Origin of the sequence: Xanthomonas sp. NCPPB 4467, assembly GCF_041475665.2 — a bacterium.
GTDB lineage: Bacteria > Pseudomonadota > Gammaproteobacteria > Xanthomonadales > Xanthomonadaceae > Xanthomonas > Xanthomonas dyei.
Window position 1 is genome coordinate 660,286 of sequence record NZ_CM191260.1, and the last position, 18,939, is coordinate 679,224.

An 18,939-nucleotide genomic window follows, 5' to 3' on the forward strand; every position below is an offset into this window, starting at 1 on the left:
CACCACGGATGCACGCCTTTCCTCGTCGGGCAGGGGTTGCGACAATGGGGTTTCCGTCTTCCTACGAGCTGCTCATGCAATCGACGGCGATCGCCCCGTCCATCCTGTCCGCCGATTTCGCCCGTCTTGGCGAAGAAGTGAACAACGTCCTCACCGCTGGCGCCGACTGGGTGCACTTCGACGTGATGGATAACCATTACGTGCCCAATCTGACCATCGGCCCGATGGTGTGCCAGGCGCTACGCAAGCACGGCATCACCGCGCCGATCGACGTGCACCTGATGGTGGAGCCGGTGGACCGCATCGTGCCGGACTTCGCGCAAGCTGGCGCCACCACGATCAGCTTCCATCCCGAAGCCAGTCGCCACGTGCACCGCACCATCCAGCTGATCAAATCGCACGGCTGCCAGGCCGGGCTGGTGCTCAATCCGGCCACCCCGGTGGATATTCTCGATTGGGTGCTGCCGGAGCTGGATCTGGTGCTGGTGATGTCGGTCAATCCCGGCTTCGGCGGGCAGGCGTTCATTCCGTCGGCACTGGATAAATTGCGTGCCATCCGCAGCAAGATCGACGCGCTGGGCAAGCCGATCCGCCTGGAGATCGATGGCGGGGTCAAGGCCGACAACATCGGCGCAATTGCCGCCGCCGGCGCCGATACCTTCGTGGCCGGCTCGGCGATCTTCAATGCGCCCGACTATGCGCAGGTGATCGCGCAGATGCGCGCAGCGGTGGATGCGGTGCGATGAGCGCGCAGGCATTGCAGATCCGCAGCGCCACGCCCGATGACGTGCCGCTGCTGCATGCGTTGATCACCGCGCTGGCGGTGTACGAGCGCGAGCCCGATGCGGTCAAGGCCAGCCCCGACGATCTGCGTGCCAGCCTGTTCGGCGAGGGCGCCACCGCGCATGCGCTGATCTGCGAGCACGATGGCCAGGCATTGGGCTTTGCGGTGTATTTCTTCAACTACTCGACCTGGCTGGGCCGCAACGGCCTGTATCTGGAAGACCTGTTCGTGCGCCCGGAAGCGCGCGGCAAGGGCGCCGGTCTGGCGCTGCTGCGTCATCTGGCGCAGTTGGCGGTGCAGCGCGGCTGCGGGCGCGTCGAATGGTCGGTGCTGGACTGGAATCAACCGGCCATCGACTTCTACCAAGCCGTCGGCGCCCGCCCGATGGACGGCTGGACGGTGTACCGGCTCGATGGCGAGCGCCTGGCCGCATTTGCCACGGGCGGTTAAGAGCTGATAGACCGTCGCGAGCAGTCGACAGCTGGATGCGGCCGGGGTGCTTGGAGCCGGAATGTGCGCTTGGCTCATGCCGTTTCGAGCAATGCCATGTTCGCCTGATGCTGCGTGCGGTCATTGTTGATCGCTCCAAGCGCCGCATCGCAGACAAACCGCAGACAAAAAGAAGGCCGCTCCACCCGGAGCGGCCTTCAAGAAAATTGGAGGCTGATCCTGCCTGGGTATAGTCGTCCCATAGTGTCTTACAGTGACCTAATCAAGCGATTGCATCTATATGATCACTAAGGGATTTGTACTTATCCGTCCTAAGCGGTCCGATTCAATCTGATGATGTTTGGGGGTATCCTAGTTGCCCTGATACCCCCAGGTGCAGAAGCCGCAATACCTCGGCCGTTAGGCTGCAGCTGGTGTTGATGGCTGAGTTTGCGCCGTACAAGACGATTGAATGCCCAATGGCCAAACGCACCACCCCTCTCGCAGAGCTAGTTTTCCGCAAAAGTCGCTACAACCCTGACGGAAAAGGCAACCGGCTTTTTGACGGTGACGGTTTGTATTTGGAGCTGCGGCCCAGTGGGGCAAGGCTCTGGCGTCTGAAGTACCGCTTTGCGGGGAAAGAGCAGCTAATGTCCATCGGCAGCTATCCCGACGTGACCAGTGCTCAGGCACGTGTACGCCGCGGCGAAGTGAAGGCGCTCTTGGACAAGGGAGTTGACCCAGCCGCACTGCGGCGGCAGGAAAAGCTCACGCGCGGTATCGAAATGGCGACGACGTTCCAATCGGTGGCGATGGAATGGATAGAACGCTTCTCCCCTAACTGGGCTCATTAGCACACCCGCATGGTGAAGATGCGATTAGAAAACGACGTCTACCCTTGGTTGGGTCGTGTGCCCATCGCCGATTTAAAGCCACAGGATCTGCTGCCAATCCTCGTCAGAGTAGAGAAGCGCGGCGCGCAAGCCACCGCGCATCGTATACGTCAGTGCATGAGCCTCGTCTTTCGATATGCCATCGCTACCGGGAGAGCGGAGCGTGATCCCGCTGGTGATCTACGTGGTGCACTGAGGCCCGCAATCGCGCGTCGATATGCGACCACAACTGACCCATCCAAGATTAGCGTGCTGCTCCGCGCTATCGATTCATATGAGGGGAACCTGGTTGTGCGCGCCGCCCTGCAGCTGCTCCCATTACTTTTTGTTCGGCCTGGGGAGCTGCGGGGTGCGCGGTGGGAAGAGATCAATCTGGAAGCGTCGGAGTGGCGGATACCTGCCGCCCGGCTGAAATTGCGCTATGCGGAGAAGCTGGACACGTACAACGCTGGTCACGTTGTTCCTCTCTCGACACAGGCAATGGCAGTAATTGAACGGCTGATACCAATGACAAGCGGCAGCGAGTTTTTGCTTCCAAGCATCCGAAGTTTGAAGCGGCCCATGGGCGAGTGCAGCGTGAACATTGCGCTGCGTCGCCTAGGCTTCGGCAAGAACGAAATCGTCGGTCATGGTTTCCGCCATATGGCTTCAACGCTGCTCAATGAGCAGGGCTGGGGGGCTGACGCGATTGAACGCCAACTGGCTCATCGTCATAAGGGCGTTCGCGGCGTTTACAACCTAGCCGAATATCTCCCAGAACGCCGACGCATGATGCAGGCATGGGCCGACCATCTGGACCCTCTTAGGGCCTCCGCCTAGACCTCTTGCTTCCTTTCATTTCTCATTTCTTTCTGACTCCTTTTTTGGCGTAACAGCTGTAACGCGCGTAACGTTGGTCAATTAATTGAATTTTTTCAATCGCTTAGTTCGTGCTCCGAAGGCCTAGGCGGGCCTGTAACGCGCTGTAACTTGTGTTGCATTGCCTTAGGATTAGTATGCTGGCCCACATCTAGCAGTTTCGGTAGCCGATGCCATGGATTGAACGCCAAGAGGCATTCAACGTGACACTTTCGGGCCACTTGCGGCAGAGCAATGCTTGCTAGCAACCGCAACGAGGAAGCTGACGCTACTGATATGGGTCATAGGGCTGAATGCTCAGATAGACACCCCAGGTTTCGCGCACCTCGCAGTCGTATACGCTAACTGGCTTTCCATCTTCCATGTCGACTAAGAAGCTGAAGGCAAAATTTCTGGTCGATGCGCTCGTCTTCCCTTCCACAGTATCGATGGGGATAAGGCGCTTGTCCTCACTATCCCAGATTGCATTGTCCCAGTCTGGATGCGAGTAACTGACCTCCAACTCTGTTGAGCAGTGCCCGAACCCGATGTAAGTGTTTTCACCCTCAATGATTCGGTAGAGTGATCGCACTTCCAAGTCTTCGATGCGCAGAAGTTCCAGAAGTTCGACCTCCGCATCTTCGACGTCGTCTGCATCAAGCGTGTGGTCAGCGAGTGCGTCGGTCATCGATTCTTCGAACAGCTCCACTTCCGCCTCCACCACGGCCATCAATGCTTTGTCCTCAGGCTGCAGGCCAAGTACCTCGAGCAGACCGGGCATGGTGCTGACCCGAGTGATGTGCTCGTGCTTGATGCAGGCCTCGGTGAAGTCACCATCTTGTGACAGAACGATCACTGGAACATCTATCGAAGCCGTGGCTGCAATGGCCGCGAAGATGAAGGCGTCAGGGAACTGATCCTTCTTTGCTGAAGGCCCAAACAAACCAATGCCATGTGTGTAATCGTTCAGCACCGTTGAAGGCTTGACTGTGTCGATGCCCCTAACATCAACCCTGAAGCGCTCTTTTAATGCGTCGGTTACCGCTTCCAGCTGGTGATTGAAGATTGAACGCCTCAACGTGTCTCGATCCATCTCAGGAACTTCGATCTCTAAATATCGCTTCGCTGCAGTACGAAGCTCCGCCTTAGTGAGTGGCTCCACTTTGTCGAACTCGATTTTCGTGAATCGCTTCGCGATTTCCGTGATGGTCAGATCGGTGACCAGCACGCGGACCAGGCCGTGTTCAACCAGGTCTTGGAGTGTGGATGCTTCAGCTCTGCCGAACTTATATCCCCAGGAGATCCAAGTGTTGGCGTCGACGAATACACGCTTAGCAGGCTTTGCCATCGAAGTAGTTTCCCAGTATCTAGCCCGAACATAGCATGCGTGGCGTTTTGGCTTGGCAATGCCTGTACTACACGTTCGGGTTGTTTAACGCTCCGCCTACGCTCCTCGGGCGGAAGCGACTCTGCGCCTCGGCTTAATTTGTAGGTTAGCCAACGTTCGCACTTGGACGTCTACGACCGGCGACCACTCACAGGTACTGCTTCCAAACCGGCTTCGCTTCCACCTGGCCGCAGCCGCTGTCCAATCCAATTAGTGGCAATGCCCACAGCTAAACGGCGTTTCAGATGGCGGGTGAGTGGCGTCATCACCACAGCCTCGCATTTCTTCCAATCATAAGATCAACCCTGCTATGACATTCTCGGTCCTGTCCTGCTCGGGTCGTCCTGGGTGTGGTCACGCGCCTGTGCGAGTTCTTGCAGTCGCGTTTGCTCTTGCGTGTCGCGTGCCTGGTTCGCCGCCAGATACTGTTGTTCGGGAGCCGCCGCCAATGCCTCGCTGGTTGGCATGTGCGCGCGGTTGGCATACGGATCCGGGGACGCGCCCGGGCCTGAGCGCATCACGAACATCGTCACCCCGCCTGGTAGCTTGTCGGTCGGTACGTTCAGTGCGACGTCGACCTTGTCGCCGGGCTTGAATCCCGCCTCCACAGCCATTTTGTAGGCGCTCGCAACCATGCGATCGCTGCGCTCATCCCATGGTTTGTTGGCGCTCTCATCGAGCTTGGCAATGGACGAGCGTAGTTGCTCCACCAATGCAGCATCCTGCGGCTTCGGGCCAACGGCGCTCTGACGATTCACAGATGGCTGCTCGTCCTCACGAGGATCGTGCGATGCAACAGAGCGCGCACCCATCTGCATTCCCGGCGCGCTGACCTGTGCTGTGGTCGTGCTCGTGGACGCTGCACGCCCTTGCACGTGGTCGTCATCCAGCGCAGATGAACGTCCCGGCGCTGTCTGCGACGACGACCCGCTGGGTACGGGGGCTTGCGTGGGCGGTGCTGCAGGCTGTTGCGTCTGAGGCGACTGCCCAGGGGGATTGGCTTGGGGGGCGTTTGCAGGCATTGCCTGCTGCCTCTCTGCTTGCGATATCTCTTCCGCCGTCGTGGTCGCCCTGATCTCCATGCGGTCGTCGTTCTGGCCAACCACCGTGGCGATCGAGCCATCTTTCTGCAGCTGCAGGAAGAAGGGCATCTGCTTGCCCGTATCGCGCGCATGGTCTTGTGCAACTGCCGCCGTGGCGGCATCGATCTGCGCATCAGTGCGTGCAATGCCGGCGCGGGCGTACATCCCGGCCACTTGGCTGTGCAAGTCGCTCTGCGTCGGCGTTGGATTGCTTCGGGCGACCTCCGCCATTGACGCCATGTCTTGAAGCCCGGCCTGTTGGCTCTGCCACGTGCGGTTCAATTCCTCACGCGTGTTGCCGGTGGCCGCATTGGTGCCATAGAGCGTGCCGGGCGTGCTCCATTCGCCGTTCGCTTCGCGGGTGTAGGAATTACCGTCTGACGCCTGTAATGGCTGCGGTTGCGTGCGTGCGTTCGTGATGGCCTGGGGCACCGGTTCGCGATTGGCGAACTCATTCCAGCCGAACTGGTTGTAGGCGATCTGGTAGCGGGCAGCTGTTGCTTCCGGAGTGTTGGCAGCGTTTTGCGCGATGATGGTCTGCGACTGACTCTCCAACGCAGTCGCACGCTCGGTGCTGATCGGGACATTGCGTGTGACTGGTATCTTGCCGTCGATGTTCTCTCGGATTTCAAGCTGCCACTGCGCGGTCTGTTCATTGCGCACATAGTCGCGGCCAGTTTCAAACGGCTCGCGCGGCGGATGCGTTTCGTTCTTGGCATCCAGGCGGTATGGATCCTGCGGCTTTGGTGGATTTGCCAGCCCGAGTGAATACGAGTCGTTAGCCGCTCGGTAATTCAGTTCATCGGCAAGACGGCCAGCAGCAACCAGCCGCGTTTCCTGAAAACCGCCGTTTGGCATCGGTGCGCTCACTGTGCGCGTCCAGGTGCCTTGGGGATCCTCCGGGTTGCGCGTCCACTCGTTGCCACTGCGATCTGGCTGTGTGTAGATCCGGTTGATGTCTTGCTTCTCGGCCCAGCGTTCGCCAAGGTAGACGCCGGCCACTCCGCCGACCAAGCCAGTCGCCAGCGCGCCCGGCCCCGTCCACGAGCCTGTGGCGACGCCGTAGCCTGCACCAACCAAGAAGCCGCCCACGATGCCGCCTGCATTGCGGCCGACGAAGTGGGTGGCTGCCGACGCGGCGCCGGCATCGTTGCCTTGCGTGTTTAGCTGGACAACGCGATGGCCGGTCACAGCGAAGTCATAGGCCATCAACGCAATGCCGGCAGCACCAGCGACACGAGCACCAGAAAGCCCGCGTGCTCCGGCAGCCTCCGCTGCAAGCCCTTCGCCGGGCACAATACCGCCTTCACCTGGGGCGCCGGGAATCCGCGGCCCAGCCGGTGGCCGTGTGAGAACCGGGGGCATCTCCTGAGCAAAGGCGAGGCGCAGACGCGCTCCCACTGGTTCGGTGAGCGGCAAGCGGCCGGCTTGATTGGCATCGGCGATTGCGGTGCCGAGAGACTGCCGGCCGCCCCAGCGATCACTTACGGCAGAGACACCGGGCTGATCGATCGCATCCAGTGCCAGTTTGATGTTGCCTTCTGACTGCGTAACGGCGGCCCATCGCGCCTCTGCTGCTGACATCTTGCCGAGTTCGGCAATCTGAGTGGCATGGTTCCGCTGGTAGCCCTCGATGTCGCCGAAGAATGTTCTAATTTTTGCGTTGGCTTGCTCCGGCGTCATGCCTTGAGGCGCGTTAGTCACAAGGTCGCCGTTGACCAATCCCGCCTTGAGCGTGGCGGTCAGATTATTGACCCTAGCCACGATGCGCTGCGTAGCGGCTTCGTCACCACGGAGCATCGCCTGGCCGTCAGGTGATATCTCCAAGCGCTGCAGCTTAATTACGAGTTCTTTGTTATAAGCACCAAGTGGTCCGCCTGGATGAGGCGACAATCCCATCTTAGCCGCTAAAGCCTTGTCAGCTGGTAGGTTGAGCATGCTGCTGGGACCATCAATATTGAATAGGCCGCGCTCTGACAAGGTGTTTAATAATTTGCTGCGGCCATAGGCAGCTTGTTCGATGACATGATGACCTTGAAAGACCGGAGTGTCTGCCATTTCAATATTCCCGCGCAATAATGCATGAGCTAGGTTTTACGAATCAAAACTCCGACGCGTCGGTTAGTTCGATGCCGTCCAGATTCGCAGTATTGAGTGCTTCAGCTAGAACACGGTCGCAAATGGCGTTGATACCGAGTCTGGGCTGTCGGAAAATATGGGCACTCCCTACGACTTCTTTCTTGAAAACAAGGCTGGCTCCACCGGAAACGCTGTAGAACTTTAGATCTTCTCCTGTTTGATGATCTCGTTCGAACTCAATCTTTACTTGGGACAAATCCTCATCCAGTGCATCTAGCGAACGCACCACTTCGCACAAGTAGTACTGAGGCCCAGACGTGCCATCGGCGAGCGTGAAGTCACAAGCCGCAAACGCAAAGCCCTCTGGATCAACTGATTCGAAAACACGTTTCAATGTTTCAGAGACAATCCACATGCCAAATAGATTTTCAAAATCGCGTGGCATGCCGCCCAATTCAGGCAGCTGGACTAAATGGGGTTTTTCAGAATACTGCCCTGGATCGCCATTGGGCGGCTCAACGATAAAGCTCCCAGGAAGCCTGAGCTTTTTTTCATTGTCGATTTTTACGCCAGGCATTTTCCCATTTCCCCAGAAACTGGGCTCAAGGACAAAAAAATCCCCTTTATGAGAATCGCCGGCAATGATGACCGGAATTGCAGCTTGCTCATTCATGTAGGCTTCCATCACGTGTGCTGATATGTGGAAAATAAAAGCTTATTGCTTCGCTGGGTCATTTAGAAGTCTGCGGCGTCTCGTAGCAAAATTCCGTCAAGCTGGCCCGCGCTCAAGGCGTTGAACAGAACGCGATCACAAATGACCTCGGTTCCTAGGCGTGATTGACGGAAGATGTGGGCGTTACCAACGACGTCTTGCTTGAAGATAAGGCTTGCACCCCCGGATACGCTATAGAAGTTGAGGTCCTCTCCGGTCTCGTAGTCGTGTTCGACCTCGATCTGGACCCGCGACTCACTCTCATCAAGCGCATCAAGCCAACGCGTCACGCTGCAGAGGTAGTACTGAGGACCCTGCATGCCATCGGCAAGAGTGAAGTCGCAAGCCGCAAAGGCGAAGCCTTCCGGATCAACGGCATCGAACACGTGTTTTAATGCTTCCGAAACGGTCCAGATGCCCGCGAGCTTCTCGAAATCACGCGGCATTTCTTGCTGTCCCGGCACCTGCACTAGGTGTGGCCTCACCGGATACTGGCTTGGATCACCATTGGGGGGATCCATGGTGTTCATTCCAGGGGGCAGAAGCAGTTCTTCGTTGGCAATCTTCAAGCCCGCGCTCTTCCCATTTCCCCGGAAGCTCGGCCGGAGGACAAAAAACTCCCCTAAATGGGAGTCGCTCGCGACAGTGACGGGGATTCCTGCCTCATCGTTCATGCTGATTTCCATCGTGGACGGTTGCGCTGCAGATCGCAGCTGATTCCCTTGCTTCCCGCGATTCTATGGCAACGGGCGGCCTGTCTGTGAAGCCGGGGACCAGCTAGGCGCCATGCACCTCCATCTTAGGCGCTTCGTTACCAACGTTACAGCTAGTTACATGGAGGTTTAGACGTGGGTGACCAGCGTAGATCCTTGATAGTAAAAGATTTCCGCCATCCGGTTACAGGCGTTACCTGTGTTACCAGCACAGCAGCGTGTCAGGTACAGGACTCATTGCTAGGAGGTGAGGGCCGTCAGCGATGGCATGTGTAGTAGTGGCTAGCCATGATTTTCACCACAGCTCAGCCGGCCTGATCGTTGAGCGTGCGTTACCGCAATAGTGCTACCGATCCTGCATTCATGGCGTTCCTCAAACTCAGCAAGAAGCGAAGCTTTTTCCTTGTTGGACGCGCTCGGATTGGTGTTTTATCCCCGCCACACTGTTGCCTCATCTGACTTCCATTTGTTAGCTAGACCAGATGTTCCGCGTGCCCTGTCGTGCAGGGATCCGCAGGGAGACTGTCGCCCCTGCTGTACCGTCCACAGCGTTGCTGCGGTTGCGTCTCTATGCGTGCAGGTGGTGCAGGAAAAGCACCGTATGAAGTGCGCAGGCGTGGCGGGGCGACGATTGCGCGCGCTAGAGCATGCGGGCCAAGCCATGCTTATGGCCTCACGGCTTTGCTTGACAAATCGGGATGCTCAAATTTTTGACAAGACCTGCAATATCCATGATCCTGTCGGGTAGGTAGTTGGTTTATTTAAAGAGATGTTCCGCCAAGAGTTGTCGGTAAATTTCGTTGAATTTTTTCTACAAATTTAAAGATTAAATCGCCCGTCGCTTCAACATATGTTTTTGTAAAAGCAGTGTGTTGGTTGCCGTCTTTCTTGAATCCGTTCCTGTGCACGCAGTCATGGCGTAGGCTGACAGCTTTAAATAGACTGCTGATGTCATCAGAAAGGCTGAGGATATTAAACCCTAGAGCGATCTTATAAAGAACGTCAACTTTAGCAAGGTTGTGATATAAGACTGAGCGGAGATACTCTATAGCAGTGTCTGACACAAGTGTTGGGGACTTATAAATCTCTGAAAGCGTGAATTTTGCATCTGCAAGCTCATTCGCCTTTGCGATCAATCGCTCCAATGAGCCGTCACTGATCTTGACTTCGTTTATCAAGGTGTCGCATAGGTAGGCTTCAAGGGCTGTTATCTGATTTGAGAAAATCATTCTATTCAGAAGGCTAGTGCCTTGAGTTTCCCCGTGCTTGGTAAGTAAATCGCTGGCCTGACGGTGGGAATTTATAAAAACAATGTATGGATCGCTTGGTGCATCTTGATTGAGCCAATCGTATTCATCTGCTTCGGAAGGAGTATGCTCAAGGCCATAATCGAAGTCTTTCATGACTTCATGGTCGCCTACGTCAGTGCTTTGATAGTTTTCGACGCCGACAGGGTACTCCCAAATGCCCCATGCAAGAGTGCCTAGCTCGGAATGTTCAAGCATGGCTTCGTAGTGTATTTCCGAGCCCATGCTTCTCTCTTCAGCGCCTACTTGATCCCAATCGAGGTCAGTACAATCAATTTTGTAAATTTTACGACTTTTTGCGTGTCGGATTTCGGCTTGGCCTTTGCAGTAAACTTCCATTTATTACACCTATAACTTAGAATTTTTCGGCCGTGTTTAGGGGTCTTGGATTTCTTGCCAGTACCCTGTGAGATGTGGGAAATTGCACGCGTTCGCCTGGTAGGTCAAGTTTTTTAATGCTTGAAGACTTGCAAGTGCGTTTGATCGATCTGCCAAATAGCGGAGAGTTGCTATGAGCGACGAAATGCCATCGACCGTCAAGGAGGAGTTTGCGCGGCGGCTTGAAAGATACCAGGCGCTGAACATGCTTGAAAGGTTTGGGGTGTATATGGGAACAGTGCAGCTGCTAGAGATCCGCCTGAAAGCAGTGCTAGTGTCTCAATTCGATCAAGACAGCGATTCGCTCGAAAGAAGAACCCTTGGCGCTGCGCGGGTGTTGTTCGAGCAAAAGGGTGTAAGGCCAGACTTCACCTTGGGATTGCAGGCAGTCGTTGATGACCGTAATCACGTGGCACATGCCCTGCTCGCAGAACACGAATTGACCGAAAGGATCGGTGGTTTTCCGGATCATATTCTGCCGTGGACAGAGAGGTGGCTAGATAAGGCCATCTATCAGCTTGAACACTTCTGCTGCTTCTGCGAGTTCGTGTTGACGAACGACTTGCTCATGCCAGAACAGTGACAGCACGCTTCCATCTGCATGTTCAGTCGGGAGCTAGGCAGCAGAGCTTGCTGCAGCTCGTCATGTCAAGGCTATCAAGGCATCGCCGACATTGGGGTGCTGATGGGGGTATTTAATCGAAATGATAAGAAAAAATATCTTTAAAATCAATCAATTAAAATAATTTAATGGAGGCTGATCCTGCCTCCGCCCGTCGTCCCTGCTATGGACTCCTACTCTCCGGGTCATCGATGACATGCCAATGACAGCCCGATGGCATTACGTATTCACGATCCACCCATTGGCGCACTGCTAGCCTGCACCCACCACACTCACAGCACCGGCAGCGCGCATGGCCCCGTCCCACTGGCGTCTGATCCTCAACGGCAAGTCCACCGATAATCTGGACCTGCGTGAGGCGGTGGGGGAGTTGCGCAACCGCGGCGTGCAGCTCGAGGTGCGCGTCACCTGGGAAGAGGGCGACGCCGAGCGTTATGTCGCCGAAGCGGTTGCCGATGGTGTGCATACGGTGGTGGCTGCCGGTGGCGACGGCACCTTGAGCGAAGTGGCCGCCGCGCTTGCGCACCAGGAGGCCGATGCCGCCAGCCTGCCGTCGCTGGGCCTGGTTCCGTTGGGCACCGCCAATGATTTCGCCACGGCCGCCAACATTCCGATCGAACCGCTCGATGCGCTGAACCTGATTGCCGAACGCTCCGCGCAAGCGATCGACCTGCTGCGCATCGACACCGCACACGGCCCCCACTGGTGCGCCAATGTCGCCAGCGGCGGCTTTGGGACCCAGGTCACGGTGGAAACCGACGATGGCCTGAAAAAGATGCTCGGCGGCCTGGCCTACCTGATCACCGGCATGGCGCGGCTGGGCCGGATCGACCCGATCAGTGCCCGCTTTTCAGGTCCGGATTTCAGCTGGGAGGGCGAGTTCATCGCATTGGGTTTAGGCAACGGGCGCCAGGCCGGCGGCGGTCAGGCGCTATGCCCGGAAGCGGTGATCGACGATGGCTTGATCGACGTCACCATCGTGCCCGCGCTCAACGGCGAGGTGGCCGCCACCCTCGGCACCCTGGTCACCAGCGGCAAGCAGGCGGCGTTGGAACGCGTCGCCGTGCGCGCGCGGCTGCCCTGGCTGGAAATCGTCTCGCATCAGCCGCTCACGCTGAACCTGGATGGCGAACCGGAAACCTCGCTGCATTTCCATATCGACTGCGTCCCGGCGCGGCTGCGGATGCATTTGCCGCTGGATTGCCCGTTGCTGAGCGCGTGAGCGCGGGGATTGGGGATTGGGGAGTCGGGATTGGGAATTGGGAAGTCGAATGTGGGATTTGGAAAACCTGATCCTGCAGTGCGCGCCGCTCAGAGCCCCTCTCCCCCCGGGAGCGGGGTTGGGGTGAGGGTCCCTGCGCCAACACCCATGCCGACACTAGAAGCATCCCGTCCTGAAACGACTTAGGGCAGTGGCTGCCAACAGCGAACCGGGCGCGCAACGATAGGCTCGCGTTGCCCGGAAGAGATACCAGTCCGAGTTGACAGACTCTGCCCGACAACACCCAAACCAACCCAAAGCGCCTTCGCAATTCGCACCGCATTCGCCCGCGCACCTGCTGCCCTGAAGCGGCACTTGCGCTACAGTAGTCACGTGTCCCGCCTGACGACCCCACGCTCCTTCTCTTCCGCTCGCCGCTGGTGGCGATGGTGGCCCGTTGCCGTCGTCCGCCCCGCCACAGAGTCCCGGAAGGAAAGTCGTCTTGATCACTGCAGAGCAGTTCCAGCGCCAAGCCGCTGAAGGTCACACCCGTATCCCCGTTGTCCGCGAAGTGCTGTCCGACCTGGACACGCCGCTCTCGGTCTATCTGAAGCTCGCCGACGGCGCCTACACCTATCTGTTCGAATCGGTCGAAGGCGGTGAGCGCTTCGGCCGCTATTCCATCATCGGCCTGCCGGCGCGGCGCGTGTACAGCTTCCGCGGCCACACGCTGGAAGTCAGCGAACACGGCGAAGTCATCGACACCCGCGACGTCGCCGACCCGTTGGCCGAAGTCGACGCGCTGCGTGCCGAGCATTCGGTGCCGCAACTCGATGGCCTGCCCGGCTTCACCGGCGGGCTGGTGGGCTGGTTCGGCTTCGAATGCATCCAGTACATCGAGCCGCGCCTGGGCAGCGGCGACAAACCCGACGAACTGGGCACGCCCGACATCCTGCTGATGCTCTCCGAAGAGCTGGCGGTGTTCGACAATCTCAAGGGTCGGCTGTATCTGATCGTGCATGCCGACCCGCGTCAGCCGCAGGCGTATGTGCGCGCAAACCGCCGACTGGACGAGCTGGCGCATCGCCTGCGTCAGGGCGGCGCCGGGTATCCGCAGGCACAGATCTCCGATGCCATCGACGAATCGGATTTCCATTCCTCGTTCACCCGTGAGGAGTACCACGCGGTGGTGCGCAAGGCGCAGGAATACGTGCGCGCCGGCGATATCTTCCAGGTGGTGCCATCGCAGCGCTTGCGTGTGCCGTTCCGTGCGCGCCCGGTGGATGTGTATCGCGCGCTGCGTGCGCTCAATCCCTCGCCGTACATGTACTTTCTGGATGTCGGCGGCACCCAAGTCGTTGGCTCGTCGCCAGAAATCCTGGCGCGGCTGCGCGATGGCGTGGTCACCGTGCGCCCGATCGCCGGCACCCGTCCGCGTGGCGCAACGCCGGCGCTGGATAAAGCGCTGGAAGAAGAATTGCTGGCCGACCCGAAAGAGCGCGCCGAGCACGTGATGCTGATCGATCTGGGGCGTAACGATGTCGGCCGCGTTGCCGAACCGGGCACGGTCAAGGTGGGCGAGCAGTTCGTGATCGAACGCTATAGCCATGTCATGCACATCGTCAGCGAGGTCACCGGCACGCTCAAGGCCGGCCTCAATTACAGCGACGTGCTGCGCGCCACGTTCCCCGCAGGTACCGTCAGCGGCGCGCCGAAAATCCGCGCGCTGGAAATCATTCGCGAGCTGGAGCCGGTCAAGCGCAACGTCTACTCCGGTGCAGTCGGCTACATCGGCTGGCACGGCGATGCCGATACCGCCATCGCCATCCGCACCGCGGTCATCCAGGACGGCTACTTGTATGTGCAGGCCGGCGGCGGCGTGGTCTACGACTCCGACCCCGACCTGGAATGGCAGGAGACGATGAACAAGGGGCGCGCGCTGTTTCGCGCCGTCGCCCAGGCCGCAAAGGGGCTGTGATGGACGGGCAGGGCAGCGCCGCGCGCATCAGCTTTCGCAACGATTACAGCGAAGGCGCGCATCCACGCGTCTTACAGGCATTGGCGCAGGCCAGTGCCGAGCAGAACGGCGGCTATGGCACCGATCGGCATAGCGAACGTGCTGCGGCATTGATTCGCACTGCCATCGCGCAACCGCAGGCTGCCGTGCAGTTGCTGGTGGGCGGCACGCAGACCAACCTGATCGCAATCAGTGCGTTTTTGCGCCCGCATCAGGCAGTGATTGCGGTCGAAGCGGGGCATATCGCCACGCACGAAACCGGCGCCATCGAAGCGACCGGGCACAAGGTGCTCACGGCGCCGGCGCTACACGACAAGCTGACACCGGCATTGATCGCGCCAGTGCTGCAGGTGAACAGCAACGAGCACATGGTGCAGCCGCGGCTGGTCTACATCTCCAATAGCACCGAAAGCGGCACCATCTATACCCGTGCCGAACTCGACGCGCTATCGCGCTTCTGTCGCGCACACGATCTGTTGCTGTATCTCGACGGCGCGCGGCTAGGGGCGGCACTCACCGCCAACGGCAACGATCTGGATCTGCCGACGATTGCCGCGCTCACCGATGCGTTCTATATCGGCGGCACCAAGAACGGTGCGCTGCTCGGCGAAGCCTTGGTCGTGATCCATCCTGCCTTGCAGGCCGATCTGCGCTATCTGATCAAGCAACGCGGCGCGTTGCTGGCCAAGGGCATGGTGCTCGGCGCGCAGTTCGCCACCTTGTTCGAAGATGGCTTGTTCTTCGCGCTGGCCGCGCACGCCAACGCCATGGCGCAACGTCTGCGCGCCGGCCTGCTGGCAGCAGGCGTGGAATTCACCAGCGACTCGCCAACCAATCAGCAATTCATCGCCGTCACCGCGCAGCAGGCCGAACAACTCGCGCAGCGCTACGACTTCGAACGTTGGGAAACGCGCGGCGATGGACGGCTGGTCATTCGCTTCGTGACCTCGTGGGCCACCACGGCCGATGCAGTCGATCGGTTGTGTGCGGATGTTGCTGCGCTTCTGCAAAATCCCACATTTCAGGACCGTTCCTAGGACACAGGGATGATGACGATGAAAAGACTCGCAGGTTGGATGCTCGCTGGTGCCCTGATGTTGCCCGTGATGGCATCGGCACAGATCAACACCCTGCCTTCGCAGCCGCACTTGCTGGTGAAGGGGCAGGCATTTCGTACCGTCGATCCGGATCGTTTCATCGTCGATCTCAAGATCAGCAAAATCGACCTGCAGCCGGATCTGGCACGGCAGTTCGTCGAAGAGCGCGCCAAGCAGGTCTTGCAGGGGCTTCAGCGCAATCACGTGATGAAGGATTCGCTCTACGCCTCAGCACTGTCGATCTCTCCGCAATCTCGCTATGAGAACGGCAAGCTGGCCTTCCAGGGAACCCAGGTGGAGCGCAAGATTCGCGGCACCTTCACATCCTTGAAGGATGTGCGTGCCTTCCTCGGCGGACTGGATGCCAACGAGAATGTCCAGGTGCTGTCGATGCAGACAGCGTTCGCCGATGCGGCCGCATTGCGTGCAGCACTCAAGCGCGAAGCGGCCACGCAGTCACGCGAATCTGCCCAGGGTCTGGCCGCTGCCTACGGTGTTCGACTTGGCGGGATCTACAGCATCTCCGATGTCGCCCCCAGTTTTGCCTATGGCGTCGAAGCAGGTACCTGGTCTTCCCCCGCAGTGCCCAGGCCGGGCTCGGTGGTATCGCCGCCTTCGCCACCGGCACCGCCCCCTCCGCCGCCACCTGCTCCAGGCGCGGGTGCCCAAGGTCTTGGTGAAAGCCTGCTGACCGGCACCATCACCTATACCGAATACATCTATGCGGTCTTCCTGATCGCGCAATGAGTCCCTTGCCATGCTGCTGATGCTCGACAACTACGACAGCTTCACCTACAACCTTGTGCAGTACCTGCAGGCGCTGGGTGCCGAGGTCACGGTGGTGCGCAACGATGCGATGCGCGTCGATCAGATCGCCGCGCTCAAGCCCGAGCGCATCGTGATCTCGCCTGGCCCTTGTACGCCCAACGAGGCCGGTATCTCGCTGCAATTGATCGAGCAGCTCGGTCAGACCACGCCCATCCTCGGCGTGTGCCTGGGTCACCAGAGCATCGGCCAGGTGTATGGCGGCGATGTGATCCGCGCCGGCAACATCATGCACGGCAAGACCTCGCCGATCCGCCATGAGGGCAAGGGCGTGTTCGCCGGCCTGCCGGACAGTTACCAGGCCACGCGCTATCACTCGCTGGTGGTGGACAAGACCACCCTGCCGGATGCGCTGGAAGTCACCGCGTGGACCGAGAACCCGGATGGCTCGGTGGAAGAGATCATGGGCCTGCGCCACCGTCAGTTTCCGGTGGAAGGCGTGCAATTCCATCCCGAGTCGATCCTGACCCAGCACGGTCATGCCCTGCTGAAAAACTTTCTGGAGCGGTGATCGCGATGGGCGCTACGCGTGTTGCCGCTGGCGGTGCAGTTCGTCTGGGCAGCGATGCATCCGCATGGCACTCCCGCGTCGGCACGCTTGCCTACGGCGCAATACGGAGTGGATCGCTGACCGCTTCGCTGCAGTACACAGACAGCGAAGCCGGCGCTGAGCAAGGCCTGCACGCTGCGCAACTCCCCAAGGCCGCTTCATGATGAACATGTCCAACGACAGCATGCATTTCTACGAACCGGCGCACGGCCACGGGCTGCCGCACGACCCGTTCAATGCCATCGTCGGCCCGCGCCCGATCGGCTGGATTGGCTCGCGCAGCGCCGAGGGCATCGCCAATCTGGCGCCGTATAGCTTCTTCAACGCCTTCAACTACACCCCGCCGATCGTCGGTTTTGCCAGCATCGGCCGCAAGGACAGCTTGCGCAATATCGAAGCGACCGGTCAGTTCACCTGGAATCTGGCCACGCGTCCGCTCGCCGAAGCAATGAACGCGAGCGCGGCGATGGTGCCGTCGGAGGTCGACGAGTTCGCGCTTGCCGGCTTGCAGATGGCGCCGTCGCGTTTGATCGATGCGCCGCGTGTGGCGGCAAGTCCGGTCAGTTTCGAATGTCGGTTGAGTCAACTGCTGCAGCTGCACAGTGCAAGCGGTCAGGCCGTGGAAACCTGGCTGGTGCTTGGCGAAGTGGTGGGCGTGCATCTTGCGCATGCCGCGCTCGATGACGGCGTCTACGACCCGGCCAAGGTGCAGACCATTCTGCGTGCCGGTGGCCCGGCCGATTATTTCGAAGTGCAGCCGCAGGCGCGCTTCCGCATGCGTCGGCCCGGCCAATGACCGGCTGACCGCGTCGATTCGGTCCTGCGCACCTGGCTGCCTCTGCCAGCCCTGCGCGGTGATCACGGCGCGACACACTGCAGGCCCCGCTTGCAGCCGTTTTTCTTCTGTTTATGGCCGTTCCCATGCCCATCACGCCCCAAGAAGCCCTGCAACGCACCATCGAACACCGCGAAATCTTCCACGATGAAATGGTGGATCTGATGCGGCAGATCATGCGCGGCGAAGTCTCCGACACGATGGTCGCTGCCATCCTCACCGGGCTGCGGGTCAAGAAGGAAACCATCGGCGAGATTGCCGGCGCCGCTACCGTGATGCGCGAGTTCTCGCGCCGCGTGGAGGTGAGCGATCGCCAGCACATGGTCGACATCGTCGGTACCGGCGGCGATGGGTCGCATACGTTCAACATCTCCACCTGCGCGATGTTCGTGGCCGCCGCCGGCGGTGCCAGGGTGGCCAAGCACGGCAACCGCAGCGTCTCATCCAAATCCGGCAGCGCCGACGCGCTGGAAGCCCTCGGCGCGGTGATCGAACTGCAGCCCGAGCAGGTCGCCGCATCGCTGGCGCAGACCGGCATCGGCTTCATGTACGCGCCGGTGCATCACCCGGCCATGAAGGTGGTGGCACCGGTGCGCCGCGAAATGGGCGTGCGCACCATCTTCAACATCCTGGGCCCGCTCACCAATCCGGCCGGTTCGCCCAACATCCTGATGGGCGTGTTCCATCCGGATCTGGTCGGCATCCAGGCGCGCGTGTTGCAAGAGTTGGGCGCCGAACGCGCCTTGGTTGTGTGGGGGCGCGACGGCATGGACGAACTCTCGCTCGGTGCCGGCACCCTGGTGGGCGAATTGCGCGACGGCCAGGTGCGCGAATACGAAGTGCATCCGGAAGATTTCGGCATTGCCATGTCGGCCAGCCGCAACCTCAAGGTGGCCGATGCCGCCGAGTCGCGCGCGATGCTGCTGCAGGTGCTGGAGAACGTGCCCGGCCCGGCTCTGGATATCGTTGCGCTCAACGCTGGCGCTGCACTGTACGTCGCCGGCGTTGCCGACAGCATCGCCGAGGGCGTTGTGCGCGCCCGCGCCGTGCTGGCCGACGGCTCGGCGCGCGCCCGACTGGACGCGTATGTCGCCTTTACGCGCCAGGTCGGCGCATCGCACTGACCAGGCATCCCGCCACGTTGCGGCAATCACGCGGCGGCATCCTCACCCTTCTACTGACATGCTGCGC

Annotated in this window: 17 protein-coding genes and 1 other RNA gene; 12 read left to right on the forward strand and 6 right to left on the reverse strand. The window is 59.6% G+C overall.

What is annotated here, in order from left to right; translation table 11 throughout:
• Positions 1–74 precede the first annotated feature (74 nt).
• On the forward strand, positions 75–746 hold the full coding sequence (gene rpe, locus ACCQ06_RS02825; protein WP_316690077.1) for a ribulose-phosphate 3-epimerase: 672 nt from the start codon (positions 75–77) through the stop codon (positions 744–746).
• Positions 743–1,234: a GNAT family N-acetyltransferase gene (locus tag ACCQ06_RS02830; protein WP_316690078.1), complete on the forward strand. Its 492-nt coding sequence runs from the start codon at positions 743–745 to the stop codon at positions 1,232–1,234. The genes rpe and ACCQ06_RS02830 overlap by 4 nt, the downstream gene beginning before the upstream one ends.
• A gap of 1 nt (position 1,235) precedes the next feature.
• Here ACCQ06_RS02830 and ACCQ06_RS02835 read toward each other — a convergent pair.
• Positions 1,236–1,312, reverse strand: a non-coding RNA gene (locus ACCQ06_RS02835) — sX9 sRNA.
• A gap of 341 nt (positions 1,313–1,653) precedes the next feature.
• On the opposite strand from ACCQ06_RS02835, the gene ACCQ06_RS02840 reads away from it, so the two are divergent.
• The gene (locus tag ACCQ06_RS02840; protein ID WP_316690079.1) at positions 1,654–2,067 is read left to right on the forward strand and encodes an Arm DNA-binding domain-containing protein; all 414 of its coding nucleotides are present in this window, start codon (positions 1,654–1,656) and stop codon (positions 2,065–2,067) included.
• A gap of 9 nt (positions 2,068–2,076) precedes the next feature.
• The gene (locus tag ACCQ06_RS02845; RefSeq protein WP_316690080.1) at positions 2,077–2,925 is read left to right on the forward strand and encodes a tyrosine-type recombinase/integrase; all 849 of its coding nucleotides are present in this window, start codon (positions 2,077–2,079) and stop codon (positions 2,923–2,925) included.
• A gap of 307 nt (positions 2,926–3,232) precedes the next feature.
• On the opposite strand, the gene ACCQ06_RS02850 is transcribed toward ACCQ06_RS02845, so the two are convergent.
• From ACCQ06_RS02850 to ACCQ06_RS02870, 5 genes are all read right to left on the reverse strand, one after another.
• Entirely contained in the window at positions 3,233–4,291 is a 1,059-nt protein-coding gene (locus ACCQ06_RS02850; RefSeq protein ID WP_316690081.1) for a PIN domain-containing protein, read from the reverse strand.
• Positions 4,292–4,638: 347 nt separating this feature from the next.
• Positions 4,639–6,621: an XVIPCD domain-containing protein gene (locus tag ACCQ06_RS02855; RefSeq protein ID WP_372365742.1), complete on the reverse strand. Its 1,983-nt coding sequence runs from the start codon at positions 6,619–6,621 to the stop codon at positions 4,639–4,641.
• A gap of 892 nt (positions 6,622–7,513) precedes the next feature.
• Positions 7,514–8,176: an imm11 family protein gene (locus ACCQ06_RS02860; protein WP_316690083.1), complete on the reverse strand. Its 663-nt coding sequence runs from the start codon at positions 8,174–8,176 to the stop codon at positions 7,514–7,516.
• A gap of 50 nt (positions 8,177–8,226) precedes the next feature.
• Entirely contained in the window at positions 8,227–8,889 is a 663-nt protein-coding gene (locus ACCQ06_RS02865) for an imm11 family protein (protein ID WP_316690084.1), read from the reverse strand.
• Positions 8,890–9,677: 788 nt separating this feature from the next.
• Positions 9,678–10,562 carry a hypothetical protein gene (locus tag ACCQ06_RS02870; RefSeq protein ID WP_316690085.1) on the reverse strand — a complete coding sequence of 295 codons (885 nt, stop codon included), beginning with the start codon at positions 10,560–10,562 and terminating at the stop codon, positions 9,678–9,680.
• Positions 10,563–10,734: 172 nt separating this feature from the next.
• On the opposite strand from ACCQ06_RS02870, the gene ACCQ06_RS02875 reads away from it, so the two are divergent.
• From ACCQ06_RS02875 to trpD, 8 genes are all read left to right on the forward strand, one after another.
• Positions 10,735–11,184: a hypothetical protein gene (locus ACCQ06_RS02875; RefSeq protein ID WP_316690086.1), complete on the forward strand. Its 450-nt coding sequence runs from the start codon at positions 10,735–10,737 to the stop codon at positions 11,182–11,184.
• Positions 11,185–11,515: 331 nt separating this feature from the next.
• The gene (gene yegS / locus ACCQ06_RS02880) at positions 11,516–12,445 is read left to right on the forward strand and encodes a lipid kinase YegS (RefSeq protein ID WP_316690087.1); all 930 of its coding nucleotides are present in this window, start codon (positions 11,516–11,518) and stop codon (positions 12,443–12,445) included.
• Positions 12,446–12,926: 481 nt separating this feature from the next.
• Positions 12,927–14,402 (forward strand): anthranilate synthase component I, encoded by a 1,476-nt coding sequence (gene trpE, locus ACCQ06_RS02885; protein WP_104614359.1) that lies wholly within the window; start codon positions 12,927–12,929, stop codon positions 14,400–14,402.
• Positions 14,402–15,478 (forward strand): threonine aldolase family protein, encoded by a 1,077-nt coding sequence (locus ACCQ06_RS02890; protein ID WP_316690088.1) that lies wholly within the window; start codon positions 14,402–14,404, stop codon positions 15,476–15,478. The genes trpE and ACCQ06_RS02890 overlap by 1 nt, the downstream gene beginning before the upstream one ends.
• An 18-nt stretch (positions 15,479–15,496) precedes the next feature.
• The gene (locus ACCQ06_RS02895; RefSeq protein WP_104614361.1) at positions 15,497–16,285 is read left to right on the forward strand and encodes an SIMPL domain-containing protein; all 789 of its coding nucleotides are present in this window, start codon (positions 15,497–15,499) and stop codon (positions 16,283–16,285) included.
• A 10-nt stretch (positions 16,286–16,295) separates the two neighbouring features.
• A complete protein-coding gene (locus ACCQ06_RS02900) occupies positions 16,296–16,874 on the forward strand; it encodes an anthranilate synthase component II (RefSeq protein ID WP_104614362.1) in 579 nt (192 codons plus the stop codon).
• Positions 16,875–17,076: 202 nt separating this feature from the next.
• Complete coding sequence (locus ACCQ06_RS02905; protein ID WP_316692484.1) at positions 17,077–17,709, forward strand: flavin reductase family protein; 633 nt, start codon at positions 17,077–17,079, stop codon at positions 17,707–17,709.
• A gap of 125 nt (positions 17,710–17,834) precedes the next feature.
• Positions 17,835–18,872, forward strand: a complete 1,038-nt coding sequence (gene trpD / locus ACCQ06_RS02910; RefSeq protein WP_228322936.1) for an anthranilate phosphoribosyltransferase — start codon at positions 17,835–17,837, stop codon at positions 18,870–18,872.
• Positions 18,873–18,939: the final 67 nt, after the last annotated feature.

What these genes read in the sequence shown, in the direction of transcription:
- ACCQ06_RS02855 (WP_372365742.1), bottom strand. Translation starts at nt 6,621, where the DNA reads ATGGCCTATGACTTCGCTGTGACCGGCCATCGCGTTGTCCAGCTAAAC.
- ACCQ06_RS02875 (WP_316690086.1), top strand. Translation starts at nt 10,735, where the DNA reads ATGAGCGACGAAATGCCATCGACCGTCAAGGAGGAGTTTGCGCGGCGG.
- ACCQ06_RS02870 (WP_316690085.1), bottom strand. Translation starts at nt 10,562, where the DNA reads ATGGAAGTTTACTGCAAAGGCCAAGCCGAAATCCGACACGCAAAAAGT.
- trpD (WP_228322936.1), top strand. Translation starts at nt 17,835, where the DNA reads ATGCCCATCACGCCCCAAGAAGCCCTGCAACGCACCATCGAACACCGC.
- ACCQ06_RS02900 (WP_104614362.1), top strand. Translation starts at nt 16,296, where the DNA reads ATGCTGCTGATGCTCGACAACTACGACAGCTTCACCTACAACCTTGTG.
- yegS (WP_316690087.1), top strand. Translation starts at nt 11,516, where the DNA reads ATGGCCCCGTCCCACTGGCGTCTGATCCTCAACGGCAAGTCCACCGAT.
- ACCQ06_RS02830 (WP_316690078.1), top strand. Translation starts at nt 743, where the DNA reads ATGAGCGCGCAGGCATTGCAGATCCGCAGCGCCACGCCCGATGACGTG.
- ACCQ06_RS02865 (WP_316690084.1), bottom strand. Translation starts at nt 8,889, where the DNA reads ATGGAAATCAGCATGAACGATGAGGCAGGAATCCCCGTCACTGTCGCG.
- ACCQ06_RS02840 (WP_316690079.1), top strand. Translation starts at nt 1,654, where the DNA reads ATGGCTGAGTTTGCGCCGTACAAGACGATTGAATGCCCAATGGCCAAA.
- rpe (WP_316690077.1), top strand. Translation starts at nt 75, where the DNA reads ATGCAATCGACGGCGATCGCCCCGTCCATCCTGTCCGCCGATTTCGCC.
- ACCQ06_RS02860 (WP_316690083.1), bottom strand. Translation starts at nt 8,176, where the DNA reads ATGGAAGCCTACATGAATGAGCAAGCTGCAATTCCGGTCATCATTGCC.
- ACCQ06_RS02850 (WP_316690081.1), bottom strand. Translation starts at nt 4,291, where the DNA reads ATGGCAAAGCCTGCTAAGCGTGTATTCGTCGACGCCAACACTTGGATC.
- ACCQ06_RS02890 (WP_316690088.1), top strand. Translation starts at nt 14,402, where the DNA reads ATGGACGGGCAGGGCAGCGCCGCGCGCATCAGCTTTCGCAACGATTAC.
- ACCQ06_RS02905 (WP_316692484.1), top strand. Translation starts at nt 17,077, where the DNA reads ATGAACATGTCCAACGACAGCATGCATTTCTACGAACCGGCGCACGGC.
- ACCQ06_RS02845 (WP_316690080.1), top strand. Translation starts at nt 2,077, where the DNA reads ATGGTGAAGATGCGATTAGAAAACGACGTCTACCCTTGGTTGGGTCGT.
- ACCQ06_RS02895 (WP_104614361.1), top strand. Translation starts at nt 15,497, where the DNA reads ATGAAAAGACTCGCAGGTTGGATGCTCGCTGGTGCCCTGATGTTGCCC.